General features: G+C 53.7%; 18 protein-coding genes. 6 read left to right on the top strand and 12 right to left on the bottom strand.

From position 1 onward, the window contains the following. Window positions 1–20 precede the first annotated feature (20 nt). Together HVX64_RS06740 and HVX64_RS06745 are read right to left on the bottom strand one after the other, a co-directional pair. Window positions 21–479 carry an NfeD family protein gene (locus HVX64_RS06740; RefSeq protein ID WP_043001530.1) on the bottom strand — a complete coding sequence of 153 codons (459 nt, stop codon included), beginning with the start codon at window positions 477–479 and terminating at the stop codon, window positions 21–23. Further along, window positions 479–1,393, bottom strand: a complete 915-nt coding sequence (locus tag HVX64_RS06745; RefSeq protein ID WP_043001529.1) for an SPFH domain-containing protein — start codon at window positions 1,391–1,393, stop codon at window positions 479–481. Before HVX64_RS06745 ends, HVX64_RS06740 begins: the two co-directional genes overlap by 1 nt. 145 nt (window positions 1,394–1,538) lie before the next feature. On the opposite strand from HVX64_RS06745, the gene fetA reads away from it, so the two are divergent. Both fetA and fetB read left to right on the top strand, forming a co-directional pair. Continuing rightward, entirely contained in the window at window positions 1,539–2,210 is a 672-nt protein-coding gene (fetA, locus tag HVX64_RS06750) for an iron ABC transporter ATP-binding protein FetA (protein ID WP_044258908.1), read from the top strand. Beyond that, complete coding sequence (gene fetB, locus HVX64_RS06755) at window positions 2,203–2,982, top strand: iron export ABC transporter permease subunit FetB (RefSeq protein WP_043001527.1); 780 nt, start codon at window positions 2,203–2,205, stop codon at window positions 2,980–2,982. Before fetA ends, fetB begins: the two co-directional genes overlap by 8 nt. A 50-nt stretch (window positions 2,983–3,032) precedes the next feature. Here the strand turns inward: fetB and HVX64_RS06760 are convergent, their stop codons facing one another. Genes HVX64_RS06760 through tesA form a run of 3 tightly spaced genes read right to left on the bottom strand, consistent with a single transcriptional unit; the run spans window position 3,033 to window position 5,372 of the window. Beyond that, window positions 3,033–3,887, bottom strand: coding sequence for a co-chaperone YbbN (locus tag HVX64_RS06760; protein ID WP_043001526.1), 855 nt, complete (start codon window positions 3,885–3,887; stop codon window positions 3,033–3,035). Between the two features lie 59 nt (window positions 3,888–3,946). Further along, window positions 3,947–4,717: an NADP(+)-dependent aldehyde reductase gene (gene ybbO / locus HVX64_RS06765; protein WP_043001525.1), complete on the bottom strand. Its 771-nt coding sequence runs from the start codon at window positions 4,715–4,717 to the stop codon at window positions 3,947–3,949. Window positions 4,718–4,745: 28 nt separating this feature from the next. Further along, a complete protein-coding gene (tesA, locus tag HVX64_RS06770) occupies window positions 4,746–5,372 on the bottom strand; it encodes a multifunctional acyl-CoA thioesterase I/protease I/lysophospholipase L1 (protein WP_125339513.1) in 627 nt (208 codons plus the stop codon). On the opposite strand from tesA, the gene ybbA reads away from it, so the two are divergent. The 3 genes from ybbA (at window position 5,340) to HVX64_RS06785 (ending at window position 9,748) form a co-directional block, all read left to right on the top strand. After that, the gene (ybbA, locus tag HVX64_RS06775; protein WP_044259018.1) at window positions 5,340–6,026 is read left to right on the top strand and encodes a putative ABC transporter ATP-binding protein YbbA; all 687 of its coding nucleotides are present in this window, start codon (window positions 5,340–5,342) and stop codon (window positions 6,024–6,026) included. The genes tesA and ybbA overlap by 33 nt on opposite strands. Next, on the top strand, window positions 6,023–8,437 hold the full coding sequence (gene ybbP / locus HVX64_RS06780; RefSeq protein WP_044258907.1) for a putative ABC transporter permease subunit YbbP: 2,415 nt from the start codon (window positions 6,023–6,025) through the stop codon (window positions 8,435–8,437). The genes ybbA and ybbP overlap by 4 nt, the downstream gene beginning before the upstream one ends. 177 nt (window positions 8,438–8,614) lie before the next feature. Continuing rightward, window positions 8,615–9,748, top strand: a complete 1,134-nt coding sequence (locus HVX64_RS06785; RefSeq protein WP_044258905.1) for a porin — start codon at window positions 8,615–8,617, stop codon at window positions 9,746–9,748. Between the two features lie 66 nt (window positions 9,749–9,814). Here HVX64_RS06785 and mnmH read toward each other — a convergent pair whose 3' ends face one another. From mnmH to ppiB, 7 genes are all read right to left on the bottom strand, one after another. Next, complete coding sequence (mnmH, locus tag HVX64_RS06790) at window positions 9,815–10,885, bottom strand: tRNA 2-selenouridine(34) synthase MnmH (protein ID WP_044256715.1); 1,071 nt, start codon at window positions 10,883–10,885, stop codon at window positions 9,815–9,817. A 96-nt stretch (window positions 10,886–10,981) separates the two neighbouring features. After that, window positions 10,982–12,049 carry a 5-(carboxyamino)imidazole ribonucleotide synthase gene (purK, locus tag HVX64_RS06795; RefSeq protein ID WP_044256713.1) on the bottom strand — a complete coding sequence of 356 codons (1,068 nt, stop codon included), beginning with the start codon at window positions 12,047–12,049 and terminating at the stop codon, window positions 10,982–10,984. Further along, window positions 12,046–12,555 carry a 5-(carboxyamino)imidazole ribonucleotide mutase gene (gene purE, locus HVX64_RS06800; RefSeq protein WP_043001520.1) on the bottom strand — a complete coding sequence of 170 codons (510 nt, stop codon included), beginning with the start codon at window positions 12,553–12,555 and terminating at the stop codon, window positions 12,046–12,048. The genes purK and purE overlap by 4 nt, the downstream gene beginning before the upstream one ends. A 114-nt stretch (window positions 12,556–12,669) precedes the next feature. After that, the gene (locus HVX64_RS06805; protein WP_044256710.1) at window positions 12,670–13,611 is read right to left on the bottom strand and encodes a DUF1848 domain-containing protein; all 942 of its coding nucleotides are present in this window, start codon (window positions 13,609–13,611) and stop codon (window positions 12,670–12,672) included. Then, entirely contained in the window at window positions 13,608–14,444 is an 837-nt protein-coding gene (locus HVX64_RS06810) for a hypothetical protein (RefSeq protein ID WP_125339516.1), read from the bottom strand. The genes HVX64_RS06805 and HVX64_RS06810 overlap by 4 nt, the downstream gene beginning before the upstream one ends. Before the next feature lie 90 nt (window positions 14,445–14,534). Continuing rightward, window positions 14,535–15,257 (bottom strand): UDP-2,3-diacylglucosamine diphosphatase, encoded by a 723-nt coding sequence (gene lpxH, locus HVX64_RS06815; protein WP_044256707.1) that lies wholly within the window; start codon window positions 15,255–15,257, stop codon window positions 14,535–14,537. Window positions 15,258–15,259: 2 nt separating this feature from the next. Further along, window positions 15,260–15,754 carry a peptidylprolyl isomerase B gene (ppiB, locus tag HVX64_RS06820; protein WP_042324369.1) on the bottom strand — a complete coding sequence of 165 codons (495 nt, stop codon included), beginning with the start codon at window positions 15,752–15,754 and terminating at the stop codon, window positions 15,260–15,262. Between the two features lie 174 nt (window positions 15,755–15,928). Here ppiB and cysS point away from each other — a divergent pair, with 174 nt between their 5' ends. Beyond that, window positions 15,929–17,314 (top strand): cysteine--tRNA ligase, encoded by a 1,386-nt coding sequence (gene cysS / locus HVX64_RS06825; RefSeq protein ID WP_044256704.1) that lies wholly within the window; start codon window positions 15,929–15,931, stop codon window positions 17,312–17,314. Window positions 17,315–17,396 lie beyond the last annotated feature (82 nt).

Below are 17,396 nucleotides of genomic sequence, written 5' to 3' on the forward strand. Positions count from 1 at the left end.
TGCGATTCCTGTCATCGGTTTTATCGGGTAAGGGGTCTGATATAGAGCGTGATGCCTTCAACGGCAATCACTTCAACGTGCGTGCCGGCGGGCAGATCGTCGCTGGCGTTGACCGGCCATGAACTGTCGCCAACCCGCATGTGTCCACGACCATTGACCAGAGACGACTCCAGGACAAACCGACGGCCGACCAGTTGCTGGCCGCGCTGGTTGAGCTGACTGTCTGCCGGTTTTTGTTCACGAACGCGTTTCGCCATCCACTTCCACCAGAACCAGGCGGCAAGCAGCGTTAAGACGGCAAAGATAACACCCTGCCATTCCCAGTCGACGGGCAACAGCCAGACCAGAATGCCGGTAATGACCGCCGCGACGCCGCTCCACAACAGATAACCGTTGCCGCCCAACATCTCAGCGGCCAGAAGCAGACCGCCAAGGCTGAGCCAGAAAATATGGGGATGCCCCACAATCATCTCGATCATTATTTATTCCGTTCGCTGGCGCTGTCCTTGATCAGTTCAGTGATCCCGGCAATGGAACCCATCAGGCTGCTGGCATCCAGTGGCATCATCACCACTTTACTGTTACTGGACGAGCCGATTTGCTGTAGCGCTTCGGTATATTTCTGCGCCACAAAGTAATTCACCGCCTGAATATCACCGGAGGCGATCGCTTCAGACACCATTTTGGTCGCGCGGGCTTCCGCTTCAGCGGAACGTTCGCGGGCTTCTGCCTGTAAGAAGGCGGATTGACGCTCCCCTTCAGCTTTCAGGATCTGCGACTGTTTTTCCCCTTCGGCCTTAAGGATTTCTGCCTGGCGCACCCCTTCGGCTTCCAGAATATACGCACGTTTAGTACGTTCCGCTTTCATCTGGGCGTTCATGGAGGAGATCAGTTCAGCCGGTGGGCGGACATCGCGAATCTCGATACGCGTGACTTTAATGCCCCAGGGATTGGTGGCCTCATCGACGATATGCAGCAGTCGGGTATTGATGCTGTCACGCTGGGAGAGCATTTCATCAAGCTCCATCGACCCCAGAACGGTACGGATGTTGGTCATAGTGAGGTTGATGATCGCCAGTTCCAGATTGCTGACCTCATAGGCCGCACGCGGCGCGTCAATCACCTGAATAAAGCAGACGGCATCAATGGTGACGTTGGCGTTATCTTTCGAGATCACTTCCTGCGAGGGAATATCCAGCACCTGCTCCATCATATTGATTTTGCGTCCAATCCGGTCCATGAACGGCACAACGATGCTTAAGCCCGGTTGCAGCGTTTTGGTATAGCGGCCAAATCGCTCTACCGTCCACTGATACCCCTGGGGAACAATTTTCACGCCGGCGCCGACGATGACCAGCGCGACAAAAATGAGAATAGGAATAACAATAAGCATTGAAAAACCTCCTGTTGAACTGTCCATGATGTCGAGATTGGCGATGTTACTCTTGAAATTATACCTGATTCATTAAAGAGAGTTCCCCTCCTGTTAATTAGAGGGATACACTATTTTGCGATAAAACGCGAAAACAGGATAGATAATGCGTGAAAATAGCAGGTTGTTGCAGGTAAACAATGTGGGTTACCAGGTCGGGACCATCAAAATTCTGAATAACATCAGTTTTGACTTACGTCCTGGTGAATTTAAATTAATCACCGGCCCTTCCGGCTGCGGAAAAAGTACCTTACTGAAGATTATTGCGTCGTTGCTCAGTCCGAATAGCGGTGAGATCCGCTTTGGCGGGGAGGATATTGCCACTCTCAACCCGGAGCATTATCGTCAACAGGTTTCGTATTGCGCCCAGACGCCCGCGCTGTTTGGCGATACGGTCTACGATAATCTGATCTTCCCCTGGCAAATCCGTAACCAGCGTCCTGATCCTGGGGCTTTTTTGGCGGACCTGGCCCGCTTTCAACTGCCGGAGTCGATTCTGGCGAAAAATATCAATGCGCTCTCCGGCGGAGAGAAACAGCGCATTTCCCTGATCCGCAATTTACAGTTTTTGCCTCAGGTTTTACTGCTTGATGAAATCACCAGCGCACTGGATGAAAGCAATAAGCGCAATGTGAATGAGATTATTCATCACTATGCTCGCGATAAGCAGATAGGGGTGTTGTGGGTGACTCACGATAAAGACGAAATTAATCATGCGGATGAAATAATCACTCTGATGCCGCATGCCGGAGAAATGCAGGAAGCGCGTAATGAATGAACATAATATTACTAACGAGTCACTGGCATTAGCGATGATGCTGGTGGTGGTGGCGATGCTGATAAGCCATAAAGAGAAACTGGCGCTGGAGAAAGATATTCTCTGGAGCGTCGCTCGCGCCGTGGTTCAACTTATTATCGTCGGCTATGTCCTGAAATATATCTTCGCGGTCAATCATGCTGTCCTGACGTTAGTGATGGTGTTATTCATCTGTTTTAACGCCGCGTATAACGCGCAGAAGCGCAGTAAATATATTGATAAAGCGTTTGTTTCCTCGTTTATTGCCATCACGACGGGGGCAGGGTTAACGCTGGCGGTGCTGGTGCTGTCGGGGTCGATTGAATTTATCCCGATGCAGGTGATCCCCATTTCCGGGATGATCGCTGGTAATGCGATGGTGGCCGTCGGATTGTGCTACAACAATCTCGGTCAGCGTTTCAGCAGCGAACAACAGCAGATTCAGGAAAAACTCAGTCTTGGCGCCACGCCGAAAATGGCGTCTGCGGGCTTGATCCGCGACAGTATTCGCGCCTCGCTGATCCCAACGATCGACTCCGCGAAAACGGTCGGACTGGTGAGTTTGCCGGGGATGATGTCAGGGCTGATCTTTGCCGGTATCGATCCGGTCAAAGCGATTAAATATCAGATTATGGTGACCTTTATGTTGCTCTCAACGGCGAGCCTGTCGACCATCATTGCTTGCTATTTAACCTATCGGAAGTTTTACAACTCGCGCCACCAACTGGTGGTGACGCGTTTGAAGAAATCGTAACCAGCGACTTGCGTAGGCCCGATAAGCGTAGCGCCATCGGGCAACGTAAATCAGTACAACAGCGCGTAGAGCTGACGACGATATTTCGACGCCAGCGCGTCGCCGGTACCCAGCGCGGCAAGAATTTCCTGGAACGTTTTACGTGCCTGACCGTCTGCGGCGGCAAGATCTTTTTTCAGATGACTGAACAGCAGTTCCAGTGCTTCTTCGTTGCGTCCCACCTGATGCAGTTGCAGCGCCAGCTGTGCGGCCAGTCCGGCGTCCTGCGGATTTTCCGCCACCTGTTGTTGCAGTAGCTGAATCTCTGGCGTATCCGCCGCCTGTTTCAACAGTTCAATTTGCGCGACCAGCCCCTGATAACGGGTGTCCTGATCCTGAAGCGGAATGGTTTTCAGCACGGCTTCTGCATCTTCAGAGCGGTTGAGGGCAATCTGCGTTTCCGCCAGTAGCAGGCCGATTTCACTGCTCTGGTTAGATAGCTGCCAGGCGTCTTTCAACAGCGGCAGCGCTTCAATGTAGTTGTCTTCCTGCATCAGCTGCATGGCCTGTTGCGCTTTTAGCTCTTCTTCACGCGGCAGCACTTTGTCGAGCAGGGCGCGAATCACCTCTTCAGGCTGCGGTCCCTGGAAGCCGTCAACCGGCTGACCGTTCTGGAACAAATAGACGGTTGGAATAGCGCGCAGACCGAACTGAGAGGCAATCATCTGCTCGGCATCGCAGTCGAGCTTCGCCAGAATGAACTGGCCGTTGTACTGTGCGGCAAGGCTTTCCAGCACCGGCGTCAGTTGCAGGCAGTGCTGGCTGCGTTCAGACCAGAAGTAGAACAGGACCGGCGTGGTCATCGACAGTTCTAAGGTCTGCTGCAGGTTCGCTTCGTTAATGTTGACAATATTCTGTGTGGACATGGAGTCACTCTCTTGTGTCGATTTCTTTTTTACATGGGGGCTGACGCGTGCGCTTCAACTCATCCGTGCAAAATTTTGTCCATCAGGCGTCCCGGCAGCAGACGTTTGAGCAGCATGACGGCCCAGGTTACCAGCGTGACGGGATAGCGGAGTTTGGGTTTATCGCTGATAAAAGCATGGCGCACTTTGGCGACGACGGCTTCAGGATCGAGCGTAAAACGTGCCGCAATACCGGGGTTTTCCACCGGTTTGTCGTTCTGGGTCTGGTTAACGTTTTCCGTAAAGCGCGTGCGAATAGGGCCGGGTTCAATCAGGCTGACCTTAATTCCGCTGTGACGTAGCTCCATGCGTAACGCATCTGACCAGGCTTCCAGCGCGTATTTACTGGCCGCGTAGGCGCCGCGTCCGGGTGTGGAGATAAGCCCCATCACCGAGGAGGTCATCACGATCCGACCTTCGCCGTGCGGCAGCATGGCCGGTAACAGACGCATCGTGAGCTGATGAGCGCCAAAGAAATTGGCGGAGAATTGCTGCTCCATCTGCGCGCGGCTGATGGTGGGCAGCGGACCGTAGACGCCGTACCCGGCATTGTTAAAGATCCCGTATAAGCAGTTATCGGTCAGGGCGATCACCTCGTCAGCGGCGCGATCCACGCTCTCAGGCGAGTCGAGGTCGATCAATACGCCGGTGAATCCCATATTATTCATGCGCGTGACATCGTCGGGTTTGCGGCAGCCGGCGAGAACCTGAAAACCCTGACGCTTCAGCTCAAGCGCGCTTTCCAGGCCGATACCGCTGGAACATCCTGTTATTAAGACCGATTTTTGCATAACTTTACCTGTCAGGATCTCCGTTGAGTTAAGACTCGTGTTTTACTAAAGGACTCAGCTGCTTCGCCATCCAGTCAGCGATAAACGGCTGGGCATCGCGGTTAGGGTGAATACCATCATCCTGCATCCACTGCGGTTTTAGATAGACCTCTTCCATAAAAAAGGGTAACAGAGGAATATCAAATTCTTTGGCGAGCTTTGGATAGAGCGCGCTAAAGGTTTCATTATACCGACGGCCATAGTTTGCGGGCAGGCGAATTTGCATCAGCAACGGCTCGGCGTTCGCCGCCTTCACGTCCTGCACGATGGTACGCAGCGTTTGTTCGGTCTGTTGCGGCGCAAAGCCGCGTAGCCCGTCGTTGCCGCCCAGCTCAACCAGCACCCAGCGCGGTTGATGCTGTTTGAGTAGCGCAGGCAGGCGCGCCAGCGCTTGCTGGGAGGTGTCGCCGCTGATGCTGGCGTTCACCACGGTGGTTTTGCTCTGCCATTTGTCGTTGAGCAGTGCAGGCCAGGCGGCACTGGCGGACATTCGGTACCCGGCGCTCAGGCTGTCGCCGAGGATTAACAACGTGTCAGCCGCAGCGGCCCGACAGGTAAACAGGATCAGGAACAGGAAAGGCAAATGCCAGCGGAAAACATTGTTGAAGTTCATCATCTTAAGAAGTCCGTCGGTCAGGGGGAGCACGAGCTTTCCATCCTTACCGGAGTTGACCTGGTTGTCAAACGCGCCGAGACCATTGCGCTGATTGGCGAGTCGGGTTCGGGGAAATCTACGCTGCTGGCGATCCTCGCCGGACTGGACGATGGCACCGACGGCGCCGTCAATCTGGTGGGGAAACCGTTGCATCAGATGGATGAAGAGGCCCGGGCTCAACTGCGTGCACAGCATGTCGGTTTTGTCTTTCAGTCATTTATGTTGATTCCCACGCTGAATGCACTGGAAAACGTCGAACTTCCCGCACTACTGCGCGGCGAAAACAGCGGACAAAGTAAAGCGGGAGCGAAAGCCCTGCTGGAACAACTGGGTCTGGGCAAGCGTCTGGACCATCTTCCGGCGCAGCTTTCCGGTGGTGAGCAGCAGCGCGTGGCGTTGGCGCGCGCTTTTAATGGTCGCCCGGACGTCCTGTTTGCCGATGAACCAACGGGGAACCTCGACCGGCAGACCGGTGAAAAAATTGCCGATCTGCTCTTTTCGCTTAACCGCGAACACGGCACCACGCTGATTCTGGTGACTCACGATCCGCAACTGGCGGCGCGCTGCAACCGACGACTGCGCCTGGTGAATGGACAGTTGCAGGAGGAGGCATGATCGCACGCTGGTTCTGGCGCGAATGGCGCTCGCCGTCGCTGTTGATTGTCTGGCTGGCGCTGAGTCTGGCGGTGGCCTGCGTGTTGGCGCTGGGCAACATCAGCGACCGGATGGAAAAAGGGTTAAGTCAGCAAAGCCGCGAGTTCATGGCGGGGGACCGGGCACTGCGCAGCTCACGCGAGGTGCCGCAGGCGTGGATTGACGATGCGCGTCAGCGCGGTCTGAAGGTCGGAGAACAACTGACCTTTGCCACCATGACCTTTGCTGGCGATACGCCACAGCTGGCGAACGTCAAAGCGGTCGATGACATCTATCCGATGTACGGCGAGCTGGAAACCAATCCGCCGGGGCTCAAGCCACAGCAGGGAACGGTACTGTTGGCGCCGCGACTGATGGCGTTGCTGAACCTGAAAATCGGCGACACTATTGATGTCGGCGACGCCACGCTGCGCATTGCTGGGGAAGTGGTGCAGGAGCCAGACTCCGGCTTTAACCCCTTCCAGATGGCGCCGCGTCTGTTAATGAATACAGCGGATGTTGCGAAAACCGGTGCCGTGCAGCCCGGCAGTCGCGTCACGTGGCGCTATAAATTTGGTGGCACGCCGCAACAGCTTGACGGCTATGAAAAGTGGCTACTACCGCAGCTGAAGCCGGAACATCGCTGGTACGGACTTGAACAGGACGACGGCGCGCTGGGCAAATCCCTGGAGCGTTCGCAACAATTTCTTCTTCTTTCGGCACTGTTAACACTGCTACTGGCCGTCGCTGCCGTGGCGGTGGCGATGAATCACTACTGTCGCAGTCGTTATGATCTGGTGGCGATTCTGAAAACGCTCGGTGCGGGCAGGGCACAACTGCGAAAACTGATTGTCGGGCAGTGGCTGATGGTACTGGCGCTTTCCGCCGTGACGGGCGGGGCGATCGGCCTGTTATTCGAAAAGATGCTAATGGTACTGCTTAAACCGGTGCTGCCCGCCGCGCTGCCGCCTGCCAGTTTCTGGCCGTGGATCTGGGCGTTGGGCACCATGACGGTGATCTCGCTGCTGGTCGGTTTGCGTCCCTATCGCTTGTTATTAGCTACCCAGCCGCTGCGCGTCTTGCGTCGTGACGTGGTGGCCAACGTCTGGCCGCTGAAATTCTATTTGCCGATCGTGACCGTGGTGGTGGTGGTGTTACTGGCCGGGTTAATGGGGGGCAGTCCGTTGCTGTGGGCGGTGCTGGCGGGGGCGGTCGTGCTGGCGCTGCTGTGCGGCGTGTTGGGCTGGATGCTGCTGAACGTTCTGCGTGGGATGACGCTGTCGTCGTTGCCGCTGCGCCTCGCGGTCAGTCGTCTGTTACGTCAGCCGTGGTCGACGCTGAGCCAGCTGTCAGCGTTTTCGCTGTCGTTTATGCTACTGGCACTGCTGCTGGTTTTACGCGGTGATCTGCTGGATCGCTGGCAGCAGCAGCTTCCGCCGGAAAGTCCCAATTATTTTCTGATCAACATTGCCCCGGAGCAGGTGCCGCAGGTGAAGGCATTTCTTTCCGAGCATCAGGTGATCCCGGAAGCGTTCTACCCGATCGTGCGGGCGCGGTTGACGGCGATAAACAACACGCCGACAGAAGGGGGACAAGATGAGTCTCTGAATCGTGAGCTGAATCTGACCTGGCAGGATACCCGTCCGGATCACAACCCCATCACCGCCGGTAACTGGCCGCCAGGAAAAGGCGAGGTATCGATGGAAGAGGGGCTGGCAAAACGGTTGAACGTTTCACTCGGCGACAGCGTCACTTTTATGGGTGACACTCAGGCGTTCAGTGCGAAGGTGACCAGTTTGCGCCGGGTCGACTGGGAAAGCCTGCGCCCTAACTTTTTCTTTATCTTTCCGTCCGGCGCGCTGGATGGTCAGCCGCAAAGCTGGCTGACCAGCTTCCGCTGGGAAAACGGCAACGGCATGCTGACGCAACTTAATCGTGAGTTCCCGACGATTAGCCTGTTAGACATCGGCGCGATCCTTAAGCAGGTAGGGCAGGTGCTGGAGCAGGTTAGCCGGGCGCTGGAGGTCATGGTTGTGCTGGTAACCGCCTGCGGCATGCTGTTGCTACTGGCGCAGGTGCAGGTCGGCATGCGCCAGCGCCATCAGGAACTGGTAGTCTGGCGTACGTTAGGCGCGGGCAAAAAACTCCTGCGCACTACGCTGTGGTGTGAATTTGCCATGCTGGGGCTGGTCTCCGGGCTGGTGGCGTCCATCGGCGCGGAAACCGCGCTGGCGGTGCTGCAAACGCAGGTGTTTGACTTCCCGTGGGAACCTGACTGGCGCTTGTGGATTGTCCTGCCTCTTTGCGGCGCGCTTTTACTTTCTCTTTGCGGGGGCTGGCTCGGTGTCCGTCTGCTAAAAGGGAAAGCGTTGTTCCGTCAGTTTACTGTTTAATCCCGTGATAATGACGCGCCGGTTTTTATGCTGGCGCGTACTTTCTTAGTAGCATAAATTGATAACCCCTCGCTATTTAACGGCACAAATCATTAAAAACCCGCCAACACGTCAGTGTTAATACCAGTTAATATTCAAGCGCTGAATAATTAGCAGGAAATCTATCAAGGAAAAATAATGACTATAAAAACAACAGCGCTGGCGGCATCGATCGGCGCAGCAGTGGCATTAACGTCTTTCGCCTCTCAGGCGGAAATCACCGTTCTGAAACAAGATCCGCAGGCGGGCAATCCGCTGAGCCGTCTCAACTTTACCGTTGGCGGGAGTATTCGTCCTCAGTTCCAGAACATGACGGGCGATGACGGCGCAAATGGCTATAAACGTAATGGCTTCGACGGCGGTACCCGTTTCCGCTTCGCGGCAGATTACTATCTGTTTGATGACATCAGTTGGATCAGCTTCTACGAGCTGGGCGTTAACATTCCGGCGCAGTTCAACTGGGACAATCACTATGCTGACGGCGCGCATGACACCACGCGTCGTATGCTTTACACCGGTCTGAAGAGCGATACCTGGGGTACGCTGACCTTCGGTCAACAGAACAGCATCTACTACGATGTGGTCGGTGCGAAAACCGATATCTGGGACTACGACATGATTGGTCAGGCACCGGGTAACGGGATTAACGGCGACTATGATGGTTCTTACCGTTCCCGCAAAATGCTGAAATATAAGAAAACGGTTGGTGATGTTGATCTCTACGCATCTTATCTGTTCAGCGACGACTACAACCCGAATAATGGCCTGAACTACAAGCGTAAAGGCGGTGGTTCACTGGGTGCGGATTATCACATTACTGACGATCTGAGCTGGGGTACGGCGTGGAACTACACCCGTGCGGAAATGCGCGGTAACGGCAGCAAAACGTACGATCAGAACATCGTGGGTACTGCCCTGAGCTGGACCCCGGATAACTGGACCTTCTCACTGGGCGGCGGCTGGTACCAGAACTTTATGACCACCAAAAAAGTGTCTGTTAACGACTACTTTGCCGGTGATGCGTGGGGTCTGGAATACTTTGCGGGCTATACATTCCCAATCAACCAGTATGCGTTGAAATCCGTTCAGCCGTACTTCATGGGTGACCGTATTGAATACGTGAATGGTCGCAACTACCTGCGTACCGACAACGGCGTGGGTATCAGCTTCCAGCTGGATTATGGCTTCCGTGTTGATTACGAACACGTCTTTACCTCCAGCACCGATAACTTGGGTGATATGAACCTGGTGCGTCTGCGTTACGACTTCTGAGTCTGATGCTGTGCCCGGTGACGCTAACGCTTACCGGGCCTACAAATCATCACCCTCCGGCGTTTTTCAACCGCGCAACCACGCCTCAACCTCTTCAAATGTTCCACGAAAGACAATCTGTCCGGCTTTCTTTTCCAGTTGATAGCGATACATCGGATCGTAGTATTCTTCCAGCAGCGGCACTAACCAACTGAAATGCGCTTCGGTGCTGCCGGTCTGACGCTGTGCCTCCAGTGCCACGTCCAGCCTGGCGGTTAACTCGTTAAACCGCTGCAAACCCAGACGCCGTTGAATTGCAAAAAGCCCATGATGCAGATAGTTGCTGTATTCCTGCCATCCCGGCTCTTCGCCATACGCATGGGTGAAATCATGATGCATCCGCACGAAATACTCTTCCCGCAGACGCTCAAGACGGCGCCCGAACGGATCGTCAATCACGGCGATAGCGGCCTGCGTCATGCGCTCGCGCAGACATTCCGGCAGATGGTTAGCGCCAATCATCCGGCCTTCATCTTCCAGCACCCAGCGCGTGGCCTGCTTTTTGAGCAGCGTCACCGCCAGCAGATTTTCAAAACTGGCCTGACTGAGCTGGGGTTCCAGCGTGCGCCCAAAAGAGGAGCCGCGATGATGGGCTAATCCCTCAAGATCTACGCCGTTTTCCTGCTTTTGCACCAGTTGTGTTTTGCCATTGCCGGTACAGCCGCCAATTAGCACGATCGGTTTTTGGACCTGTTCTTCCGTGGCGGCAATCGCGGCCTGGCGTAGCGCTTTGTAGCCACCGTTGATCAACGGGTAATCCACGCCGGATTCACGTAGCCACTGCTGGACAATGTGCGAACGCTGACCGCCCCGGGCGCAGCAGAGATAGCCCTGCGGGTGTTGCTGGCAGGCTTTGCGCCAGGCAGCCAGACGCTGCTGGCGAATCTCGCCGCTGACCAGTTGATGGCCGAGCTCAAGTGCAGCTTCTGGCCCCTGGCGTTTATAGCAGGTACCCACGGCGGCACGCTCGTCATCATTCATTAAGGGTAAATTTATCGCGCCCGGTATGGCACCTTGCTGAAATTCAACCGGCGCGCGGACATCGATTAAGGGCGTATCGGCGGTAAGTATCGCGCGATAGTCCGTTCCATCGTTCATGAGAAATCCTGAAGAAGACAAACAGCAATGGACGGGATTTTACGCGCGGAACGAGAGGGCGGGGAAGTATAAGTTAAACTTCCCCGCATTTTAGGCTTACTTGAGCTGAGTTTGCGCCCAGAGGATACCGCTGGCGTATTCCGGCGGCAGCAGCGGCGCGAGGGCTTCCAGCGTGGCGCTCAGGCGCGCGGTATCGCTGTCGGTCAGATTCAGATGACCCACTTTACGCCCCGGACGCACTTCTTTGTCGTACCAGTGCAGATGCACTAACGGCAGTTTCAGCCAGTCGTAGTTCAGATCGCTGCCAATCAGATTCACCATTACCGACGGACTGTCCACCACCGGTGACGGCAGCGGCAGGCCGGTAATCGCCCGCAGATGCAGCTCAAACTGGCTGATGCTGGCGCCGTTTTGCGTCCAGTGACCGCTGTTGTGCACGCGCGGGGCCAGTTCGTTGATCAGCAGACCTTCCGGCGTAACAAAACACTCCATCGCCATCACGCCAACGTAACCCAGCTCCTGCATGATGGCCGAAAGCATGGCTTCGGCCTGCGCTTGTTGCTTCGCGTCGGCTCGAGGGAAGGCGACGCTGGTGCGCAGAATACCGTCCTGATGCAGGTTACGCGTCAACGGGTAGAACACCGTGCTGCCGTCATGCGCGCGTGCGCCAACGAGCGACACTTCACCCGAGAAATTAATGCCTTGCTCAACAATGCATTCGCCGTAGTTATCGTCAGGCAGTTGATCGGTTTCACTGGCGCGTAAACGCCACTGACCACGACCGTCATAACCACCGACACGACGTTTCACGATCGCCAGTTCGCCTAAACGGTGAAAGACAGCAGGCCATTCGCTTTTGTCGGTCAGCAACTGCCATGGCGCGGTCGCCAGGCCGAGCTTATCGAAAAGCTGTTTTTGCGTCAGGCGATCAGCAATAATTGGGAATACATCACGGTTAACGAAAGCCGGATGACGCGCCAGTTCACGTGTTAACGCGGTTTCCGGCCAGCGCTCGATTTCTGCGGTAATCACGCTTTGCTGAAAAGGCACGGCAGCCGGTTCCGCATCCAGCCCCACCGGCCAGACGGCGATACCCAGCGGTTCACCGGCCTGACGGAGCATCCGGCCTAACTGCCCGTTGCCCAGTACGCAAACCTGTTTCATGCCGCACCTCGCGGATCCGGATTCTCCAACACCTCATCCGTTTGCGCCTTGCGCCAGTCGTTCAGGCGCTGATGCAATGCCTTATCATGCGTCGCCAGAATCTGCGCCGCCAGCAGCGCCGCGTTAGCCGCGCCCGCTTTACCAATTGCCAGTGTACCGACCGGAATACCGCGCGGCATCTGCACGATTGAGTACAGGCTATCAACGCCGCTCAGCGCTGCACTTTGTACCGGAACGCCCAATACCGGCACCAGCGTTTTCGCCGCAATCATACCTGGAAGATGGGCAGCGCCACCTGCGCCAGCAATAATTACCTGATAGCCGTTCTCTTCGGCGCTTTCGGCAAAGCTGAACAGTTTATCGGGGGTGCGGTGGGCAGAAACCACTTCTACGTGATGTGGGACATCCAGGATTTCAAAGATTTCGGCGGCGAACTGCATGGTAGCCCAGTCGCTTTTGGACCCCATCACGATGGCGACACGCGCCGGATTATTGCGGGAAGACATGCGTCTGAAAACTCCTGTGGTGCGGGACACGCTGCTTTTGAGGCCACAGAGAATAGCACGATACAACGCCAAGGAAAACGGTTGCGTAGCTGGATTTTAAGGCTTCCTGCGATGTCAAAAGAGATTTCGCTGGAAACGTACCGGTTCTAACAGAAGCGGATCAACCCCCTCTGTGCCCCCTGACAAAAAGGGACTCTGTGGATCATGCTTTTTGAAATTGCTGTTGGCTTGATGTTGATTGTAAGTCGCGTAGCAATATTGACATCCATGCAGGCAGGTGTTGTAGGCACCGATGTCTATACTTTTGACACATCCACAGGCCTCACGTTGACCTGTATCTTTGCTGTTGGGTATTAATAAGCCAAACAAGTCATTAATAAGCGCCTCATCAATACACTTACCGTGTTGAATACCCTGCCCGGTAAGATTGACTTCTTCTGCACAGGAGTAAATATCCAGCCCATGTTGCCGGGCAATATCCGCCAATTTTTGCGACAGCGCTAAGCAGAGTGGCTGGTTCTGTGTGATATCGCTGTAAATGAGCGAATCAATCGCCTTCAGGTTTTTTTCTGTTTTTTGATAGAAATCAGCGAAGCTAATCACGACGCGCCGGGTATAGCCTTCTAATTCGGTGGCGATTTTACTGAACAGGCGGATATGTTCGTCAAACGGAAGGAGATTTGAAAACAAAATAGGGTCATAGCGCCAGATGACTTTTTCAGCGCCAACTTTTGCTGACAGTCGTTTGAATACGTCGAGTGCTTTATGCGGATTTAAGGTTTTAGACTCAATCAAGCGCGGGTACCCGGTGAGGGTAAACTGGAAATAAAAACGGTGACCGATGTCAGTGAGCTCATCGATATAGGGAAGCAGTTTCGTCGGGTTGCGTGTCCAGAATACGATCGCATCAACATCTTCAGGCCGCAATGACACCCGAGAGATCTGGTGATAGTTAAAGGGATTGCGGGTCAGCAAAAAACCCTCGCGAATGCGGTTCATTAACCACTCGCTGTAGAAAGCGGGTATATCGGTGCGACGGCTGGCACTAATGATCATCGCGAGTATTCCAGTATTTGGTAGTCAAGATATCTGTTAGTTAATATAGGGTTATCAGTTATTTTACACTTACAGCTATCGTCTTTTTCAAGGCACAGCATCAGGCATTCCTGTGGATATTCAAAATGAATGTCTAGCGCTTTCAGGCCCTGGCCAGCGTTCCCCATATATTGAGTAACATTATGCTTGTCAATTGTTGAAAAACCATTATTTATTAATGCATCATGAATAATTTTGAAAATACCTACATGTGTACTTGACTGCTCAAAAGAAGTATTTATATAAGAGTTGAGAAAGTAGAGTTTGTTTTTCTTGGTTTTTACAATATCATGGGCAAGTTGTTGAATATCTGATGACTGTTCAATGTCTTTAAGTGATTTGGGAAAAATAAACACATCAAATTTGCCCAGAGTCTTCGAGCTGATTTGGTTAACAGCACGTGATGTCAGATATAAGTTGTCTTTTCCTTGTGGAAGCAGTTGTCTTGTTTTCCAGTGACATACATCGTAACCATAATAGTTAAAGTTGATGCCCGTAAGATTATGAAGGAGGGCAAAGTAATCGGGGTATAAACCACACCCCATAGAGGCAATGTTTATGTCGGTTACGTTATTGTTATTTAGCCTTTTCAGAAGCAAATTGGCTAAAATACAATATTCAAAATAGTAGGCGGGAAGGTATTTTAACGCATATATTTTTTGGTAGACTTCGTCATCATAGTTATCATTCAAAGGTAAAAATTCGGAATGGTCACATAAAAAACCATTCCTCATTAAGCTCCGATGAAAACTAAGCACAGTTGTACGAATAAAATCTTGATCGATATTCATCATTGCCCTTACTTTTTAAATTTGTTTTAGCATAACCAACCAAACTTAGAGGGTAATGATCTGAATCATGATTTTATAATGAGAATGTTTTTCTCAAAACGGGAAAGCGATCAGTTCCACATCGTCCGGCGTGACTTTAACCATCGATCCTTCCGTATGCCAGGCACCTAACACGACGCGAAAGGCGGGTTCGCCATTAGCCGTGAGCGGGTGGACATCAGGACGGTGAGTATGGCCGTGAATCAGCCACTGGACATGATGTTTTTCCATTTCCGCGATCACCGCATGTGGGTTGACGTCCATGATTTCCAGCGATTTGCTGCGGTTAGCGGCTTTACTGTCGGCACGCATTCGGGCGGCCACGCGTTTGCGAATACACAGCGGCAGGGCGAGGAACAGCGTTTGCAGCCAGCGTTGATGGACTTTTGCGCGAAATGCCTGATAACCCGCGTCATCGGTGCACAGCGTATCGCCGTGCAGGATAAGCACCCGGCGACCGTACAGATTGAGCACTTTTTCCTGGGGGAGCAACGTCATGCCGCTTTCGCAGGCGAAGCGTTTGCCAATCAGGAAGTCACGATTACCGTGAATAAAGAAACAGGGGACGCCGGAATCAACAACCGCTTTAATGGCGGTGGCGATTTCACGATGTAACGGGTTGGGATCGTCATCGCCAATCCACGCTTCGAACAGGTCGCCCAGGATATACAGGGCGTCAGCCTGACGGGCTTCACCCGCTAAAAAACGCAGAAAACCGGCGGTGATCGCCGGTTCTTCCGTGCAGAGATGAAGATCTGCAATAAACAGTGTCGTCACGATTACTCGCTGACGGTCACGTTTTCGATAATGACGTCTTCTTTCGGTACGTCCTGGTGCATGCCGCTGCGACCGGTAGAAACGCCCTTGATTTTGTCAACCACGTCCATCCCTTCAACCACTTCCGCAAAGACGCAGTAGCCCCAGCCCTGCATGCTTTCGGCGGAGAAGTTCAGGAAGTCGTTGTCGGCAACGTTGATGAAGAACTGCGCCGTTGCGGAGTGCGGAGCCTGAGTACGCGCCATTGCCAGCGTACCACGGGTGTTTTTCAGACCGTTGTTGGCTTCGTTTTTGATAGCGTCTTTGGTGGCTTTCTGTTTCATGCCAGGCTCAAAACCGCCGCCCTGAATCATAAAACCATTGATCACACGGTGGAAAATGGTGTTGTTGTAAAAACCTTCGCGGCAGTAGTCCAGGAAGTTTTTAACTGTTTCAGGCGCTTTATCATCAAACGTTTTGATTACGATATCGCCGTGATTAGTGTGGAAAGTAACCATTTTTGCATCCTGTTCCGATATAGTAGTGCTTTAACCCAACTAAGGGTCAGAGTTAGGGAGGTGTTATAGCATAACCGCACGCTGCGATCACCTCGCAAAGTGTGCTGCTTCCCGTCCGAATTATGGGTATTATACAGACTTTGTTATCCACACACGTCTTACACGGAATCTTCGATGTTAAAAATCTTTAATACACTGACGCGCCAAAAAGAGGAATTCAAACCCATTCATGCCGGGGAAGTCGGCATGTACGTGTGTGGTATTACCGTTTACGATCTCTGTCATATTGGTCATGGCCGTACGTTTGTGGCGTTTGACGTGGTGGCGCGCTATCTGCGCTTTCTGGGCTACAAGCTGAAGTACGTGCGTAACATCACCGATATCGACGATAAAATCATTAAACGCGCAAATGAAAACGGCGAAAGCTTTGTGGCGCTGGTGGATCGTATGATCGCCGAAATGCACAACGACTTTGATGCGCTAAATATTCTGCGTCCGGACCTGGAGCCGCGCGCGACTCACCATATCGCTGAAATCATTGAAATCACTGAACAGCTCATTGCTAAAGGTCACGCCTATGTGGCGGATAACGGCGACGTGATGTTCGATGTCCCGACCGACCCAAACTACGGCCAGTTGTCGCGCCAGGATCTGGACCAACTGCAGGCCGGCGCGCGCGTGGATGTGGTCGATGTGAAACGTAACCCGATGGACTTCGTGCTGTGGAAAATGTCCAAAGAGGGCGAGCCGAGCTGGCCGTCACCGTGGGGCGCAGGCCGTCCTGGCTGGCATATTGAATGTTCCGCGATGAACTGCAAACAGCTGGGTAATCACTTTGATATCCACGGCGGCGGTTCTGATCTGATGTTCCCGCACCACGAAAACGAAATTGCCCAGTCCACCTGTGCGCATGACGGTGAGTACGTGAATTACTGGATGCACTCCGGGATGGTGATGGTTGACCGCGAAAAGATGTCCAAATCGCTGGGTAACTTCTTTACCGTACGCGACGTGCTGAAGTATTACGACGCGGAAACCGTGCGCTACTTCCTGATGTCCGGCCACTATCGCAGCCAGTTGAACTACAGTGAAGAGAACCTGAAGCAGGCGCGTTCTGCGCTGGAGCGCTTGTACACCGCGCTGCGCGGGACGGATACGTCGGTCGCGCCAGCCGGTGGCGAGGCGTTTGAAGCGCGCTTTGTTGAGGCGATGAATGACGATTTCAACACCCCGGAAGCCTACTCCGTACTGTTCGACATGACGCGTGAAGTGAACCGTCTGAAGAGCGAAGATATGGCTGCCGCGAACGCGATGGCCTCACATCTGCGTAAGATCTCTGGCGTGCTGGGACTGCTGGAGCAGGATCCAGAAGCGTTTCTGCAAAGCGGTGCGCAGGCGGATGACGGTGAAGTTGCGGAAATTGAAGCGCTGATTCAACAGCGCCTGGATGCCCGTAAAGCCAAAGACTGGGCGGCGGCGGATGCGGCGCGTGACCGTCTGAACGAAATGGGCATCGTGCTGGAAGATGGCCCGCAGGGGACGACCTGGCGTCGTAAGTAACGTTCTTGCCGGATGGCGGCTAACGCCTTATCCGGCCGACAATATACCTGAGCCGTGCCGGATAAAACGTTTTGCGTCGTTA

The sequence above is a fragment of the Citrobacter sp. RHB20-C16 genome (assembly GCF_013890155.1).
Classification (GTDB): Bacteria; Pseudomonadota; Gammaproteobacteria; order Enterobacterales; family Enterobacteriaceae; genus Citrobacter_A; species Citrobacter_A amalonaticus.

Excerpts from the sequence above, each read along its gene's own strand:
- HVX64_RS06760 (WP_043001526.1), bottom strand. The coding sequence starts at position 3,887 with ATGTCCACACAGAATATTGTCAACATTAACGAAGCGAACCTGCAGCAG.
- mnmH (WP_044256715.1), bottom strand. The coding sequence starts at position 10,885 with ATGAACGATGGAACGGACTATCGCGCGATACTTACCGCCGATACGCCC.
- HVX64_RS06740 (WP_043001530.1), bottom strand. The coding sequence starts at position 479 with ATGATCGAGATGATTGTGGGGCATCCCCATATTTTCTGGCTCAGCCTT.
- ybbO (WP_043001525.1), bottom strand. The coding sequence starts at position 4,717 with ATGCAAAAATCGGTCTTAATAACAGGATGTTCCAGCGGTATCGGCCTG.
- purK (WP_044256713.1), bottom strand. The coding sequence starts at position 12,049 with ATGAAACAGGTTTGCGTACTGGGCAACGGGCAGTTAGGCCGGATGCTC.
- ppiB (WP_042324369.1), bottom strand. The coding sequence starts at position 15,754 with ATGGTTACTTTCCACACTAATCACGGCGATATCGTAATCAAAACGTTT.
- purE (WP_043001520.1), bottom strand. The coding sequence starts at position 12,555 with ATGTCTTCCCGCAATAATCCGGCGCGTGTCGCCATCGTGATGGGGTCC.
- HVX64_RS06810 (WP_125339516.1), bottom strand. The coding sequence starts at position 14,444 with ATGATGAATATCGATCAAGATTTTATTCGTACAACTGTGCTTAGTTTT.
- HVX64_RS06785 (WP_044258905.1), top strand. The coding sequence starts at position 8,615 with ATGACTATAAAAACAACAGCGCTGGCGGCATCGATCGGCGCAGCAGTG.
- tesA (WP_125339513.1), bottom strand. The coding sequence starts at position 5,372 with ATGATGAACTTCAACAATGTTTTCCGCTGGCATTTGCCTTTCCTGTTC.
- HVX64_RS06805 (WP_044256710.1), bottom strand. The coding sequence starts at position 13,611 with ATGATCATTAGTGCCAGCCGTCGCACCGATATACCCGCTTTCTACAGC.
- ybbA (WP_044259018.1), top strand. The coding sequence starts at position 5,340 with ATGCCAGCGGAAAACATTGTTGAAGTTCATCATCTTAAGAAGTCCGTC.
- cysS (WP_044256704.1), top strand. The coding sequence starts at position 15,929 with ATGTTAAAAATCTTTAATACACTGACGCGCCAAAAAGAGGAATTCAAA.
- HVX64_RS06745 (WP_043001529.1), bottom strand. The coding sequence starts at position 1,393 with ATGCTTATTGTTATTCCTATTCTCATTTTTGTCGCGCTGGTCATCGTC.
- fetB (WP_043001527.1), top strand. The coding sequence starts at position 2,203 with ATGAATGAACATAATATTACTAACGAGTCACTGGCATTAGCGATGATG.
- ybbP (WP_044258907.1), top strand. The coding sequence starts at position 6,023 with ATGATCGCACGCTGGTTCTGGCGCGAATGGCGCTCGCCGTCGCTGTTG.
- fetA (WP_044258908.1), top strand. The coding sequence starts at position 1,539 with ATGCGTGAAAATAGCAGGTTGTTGCAGGTAAACAATGTGGGTTACCAG.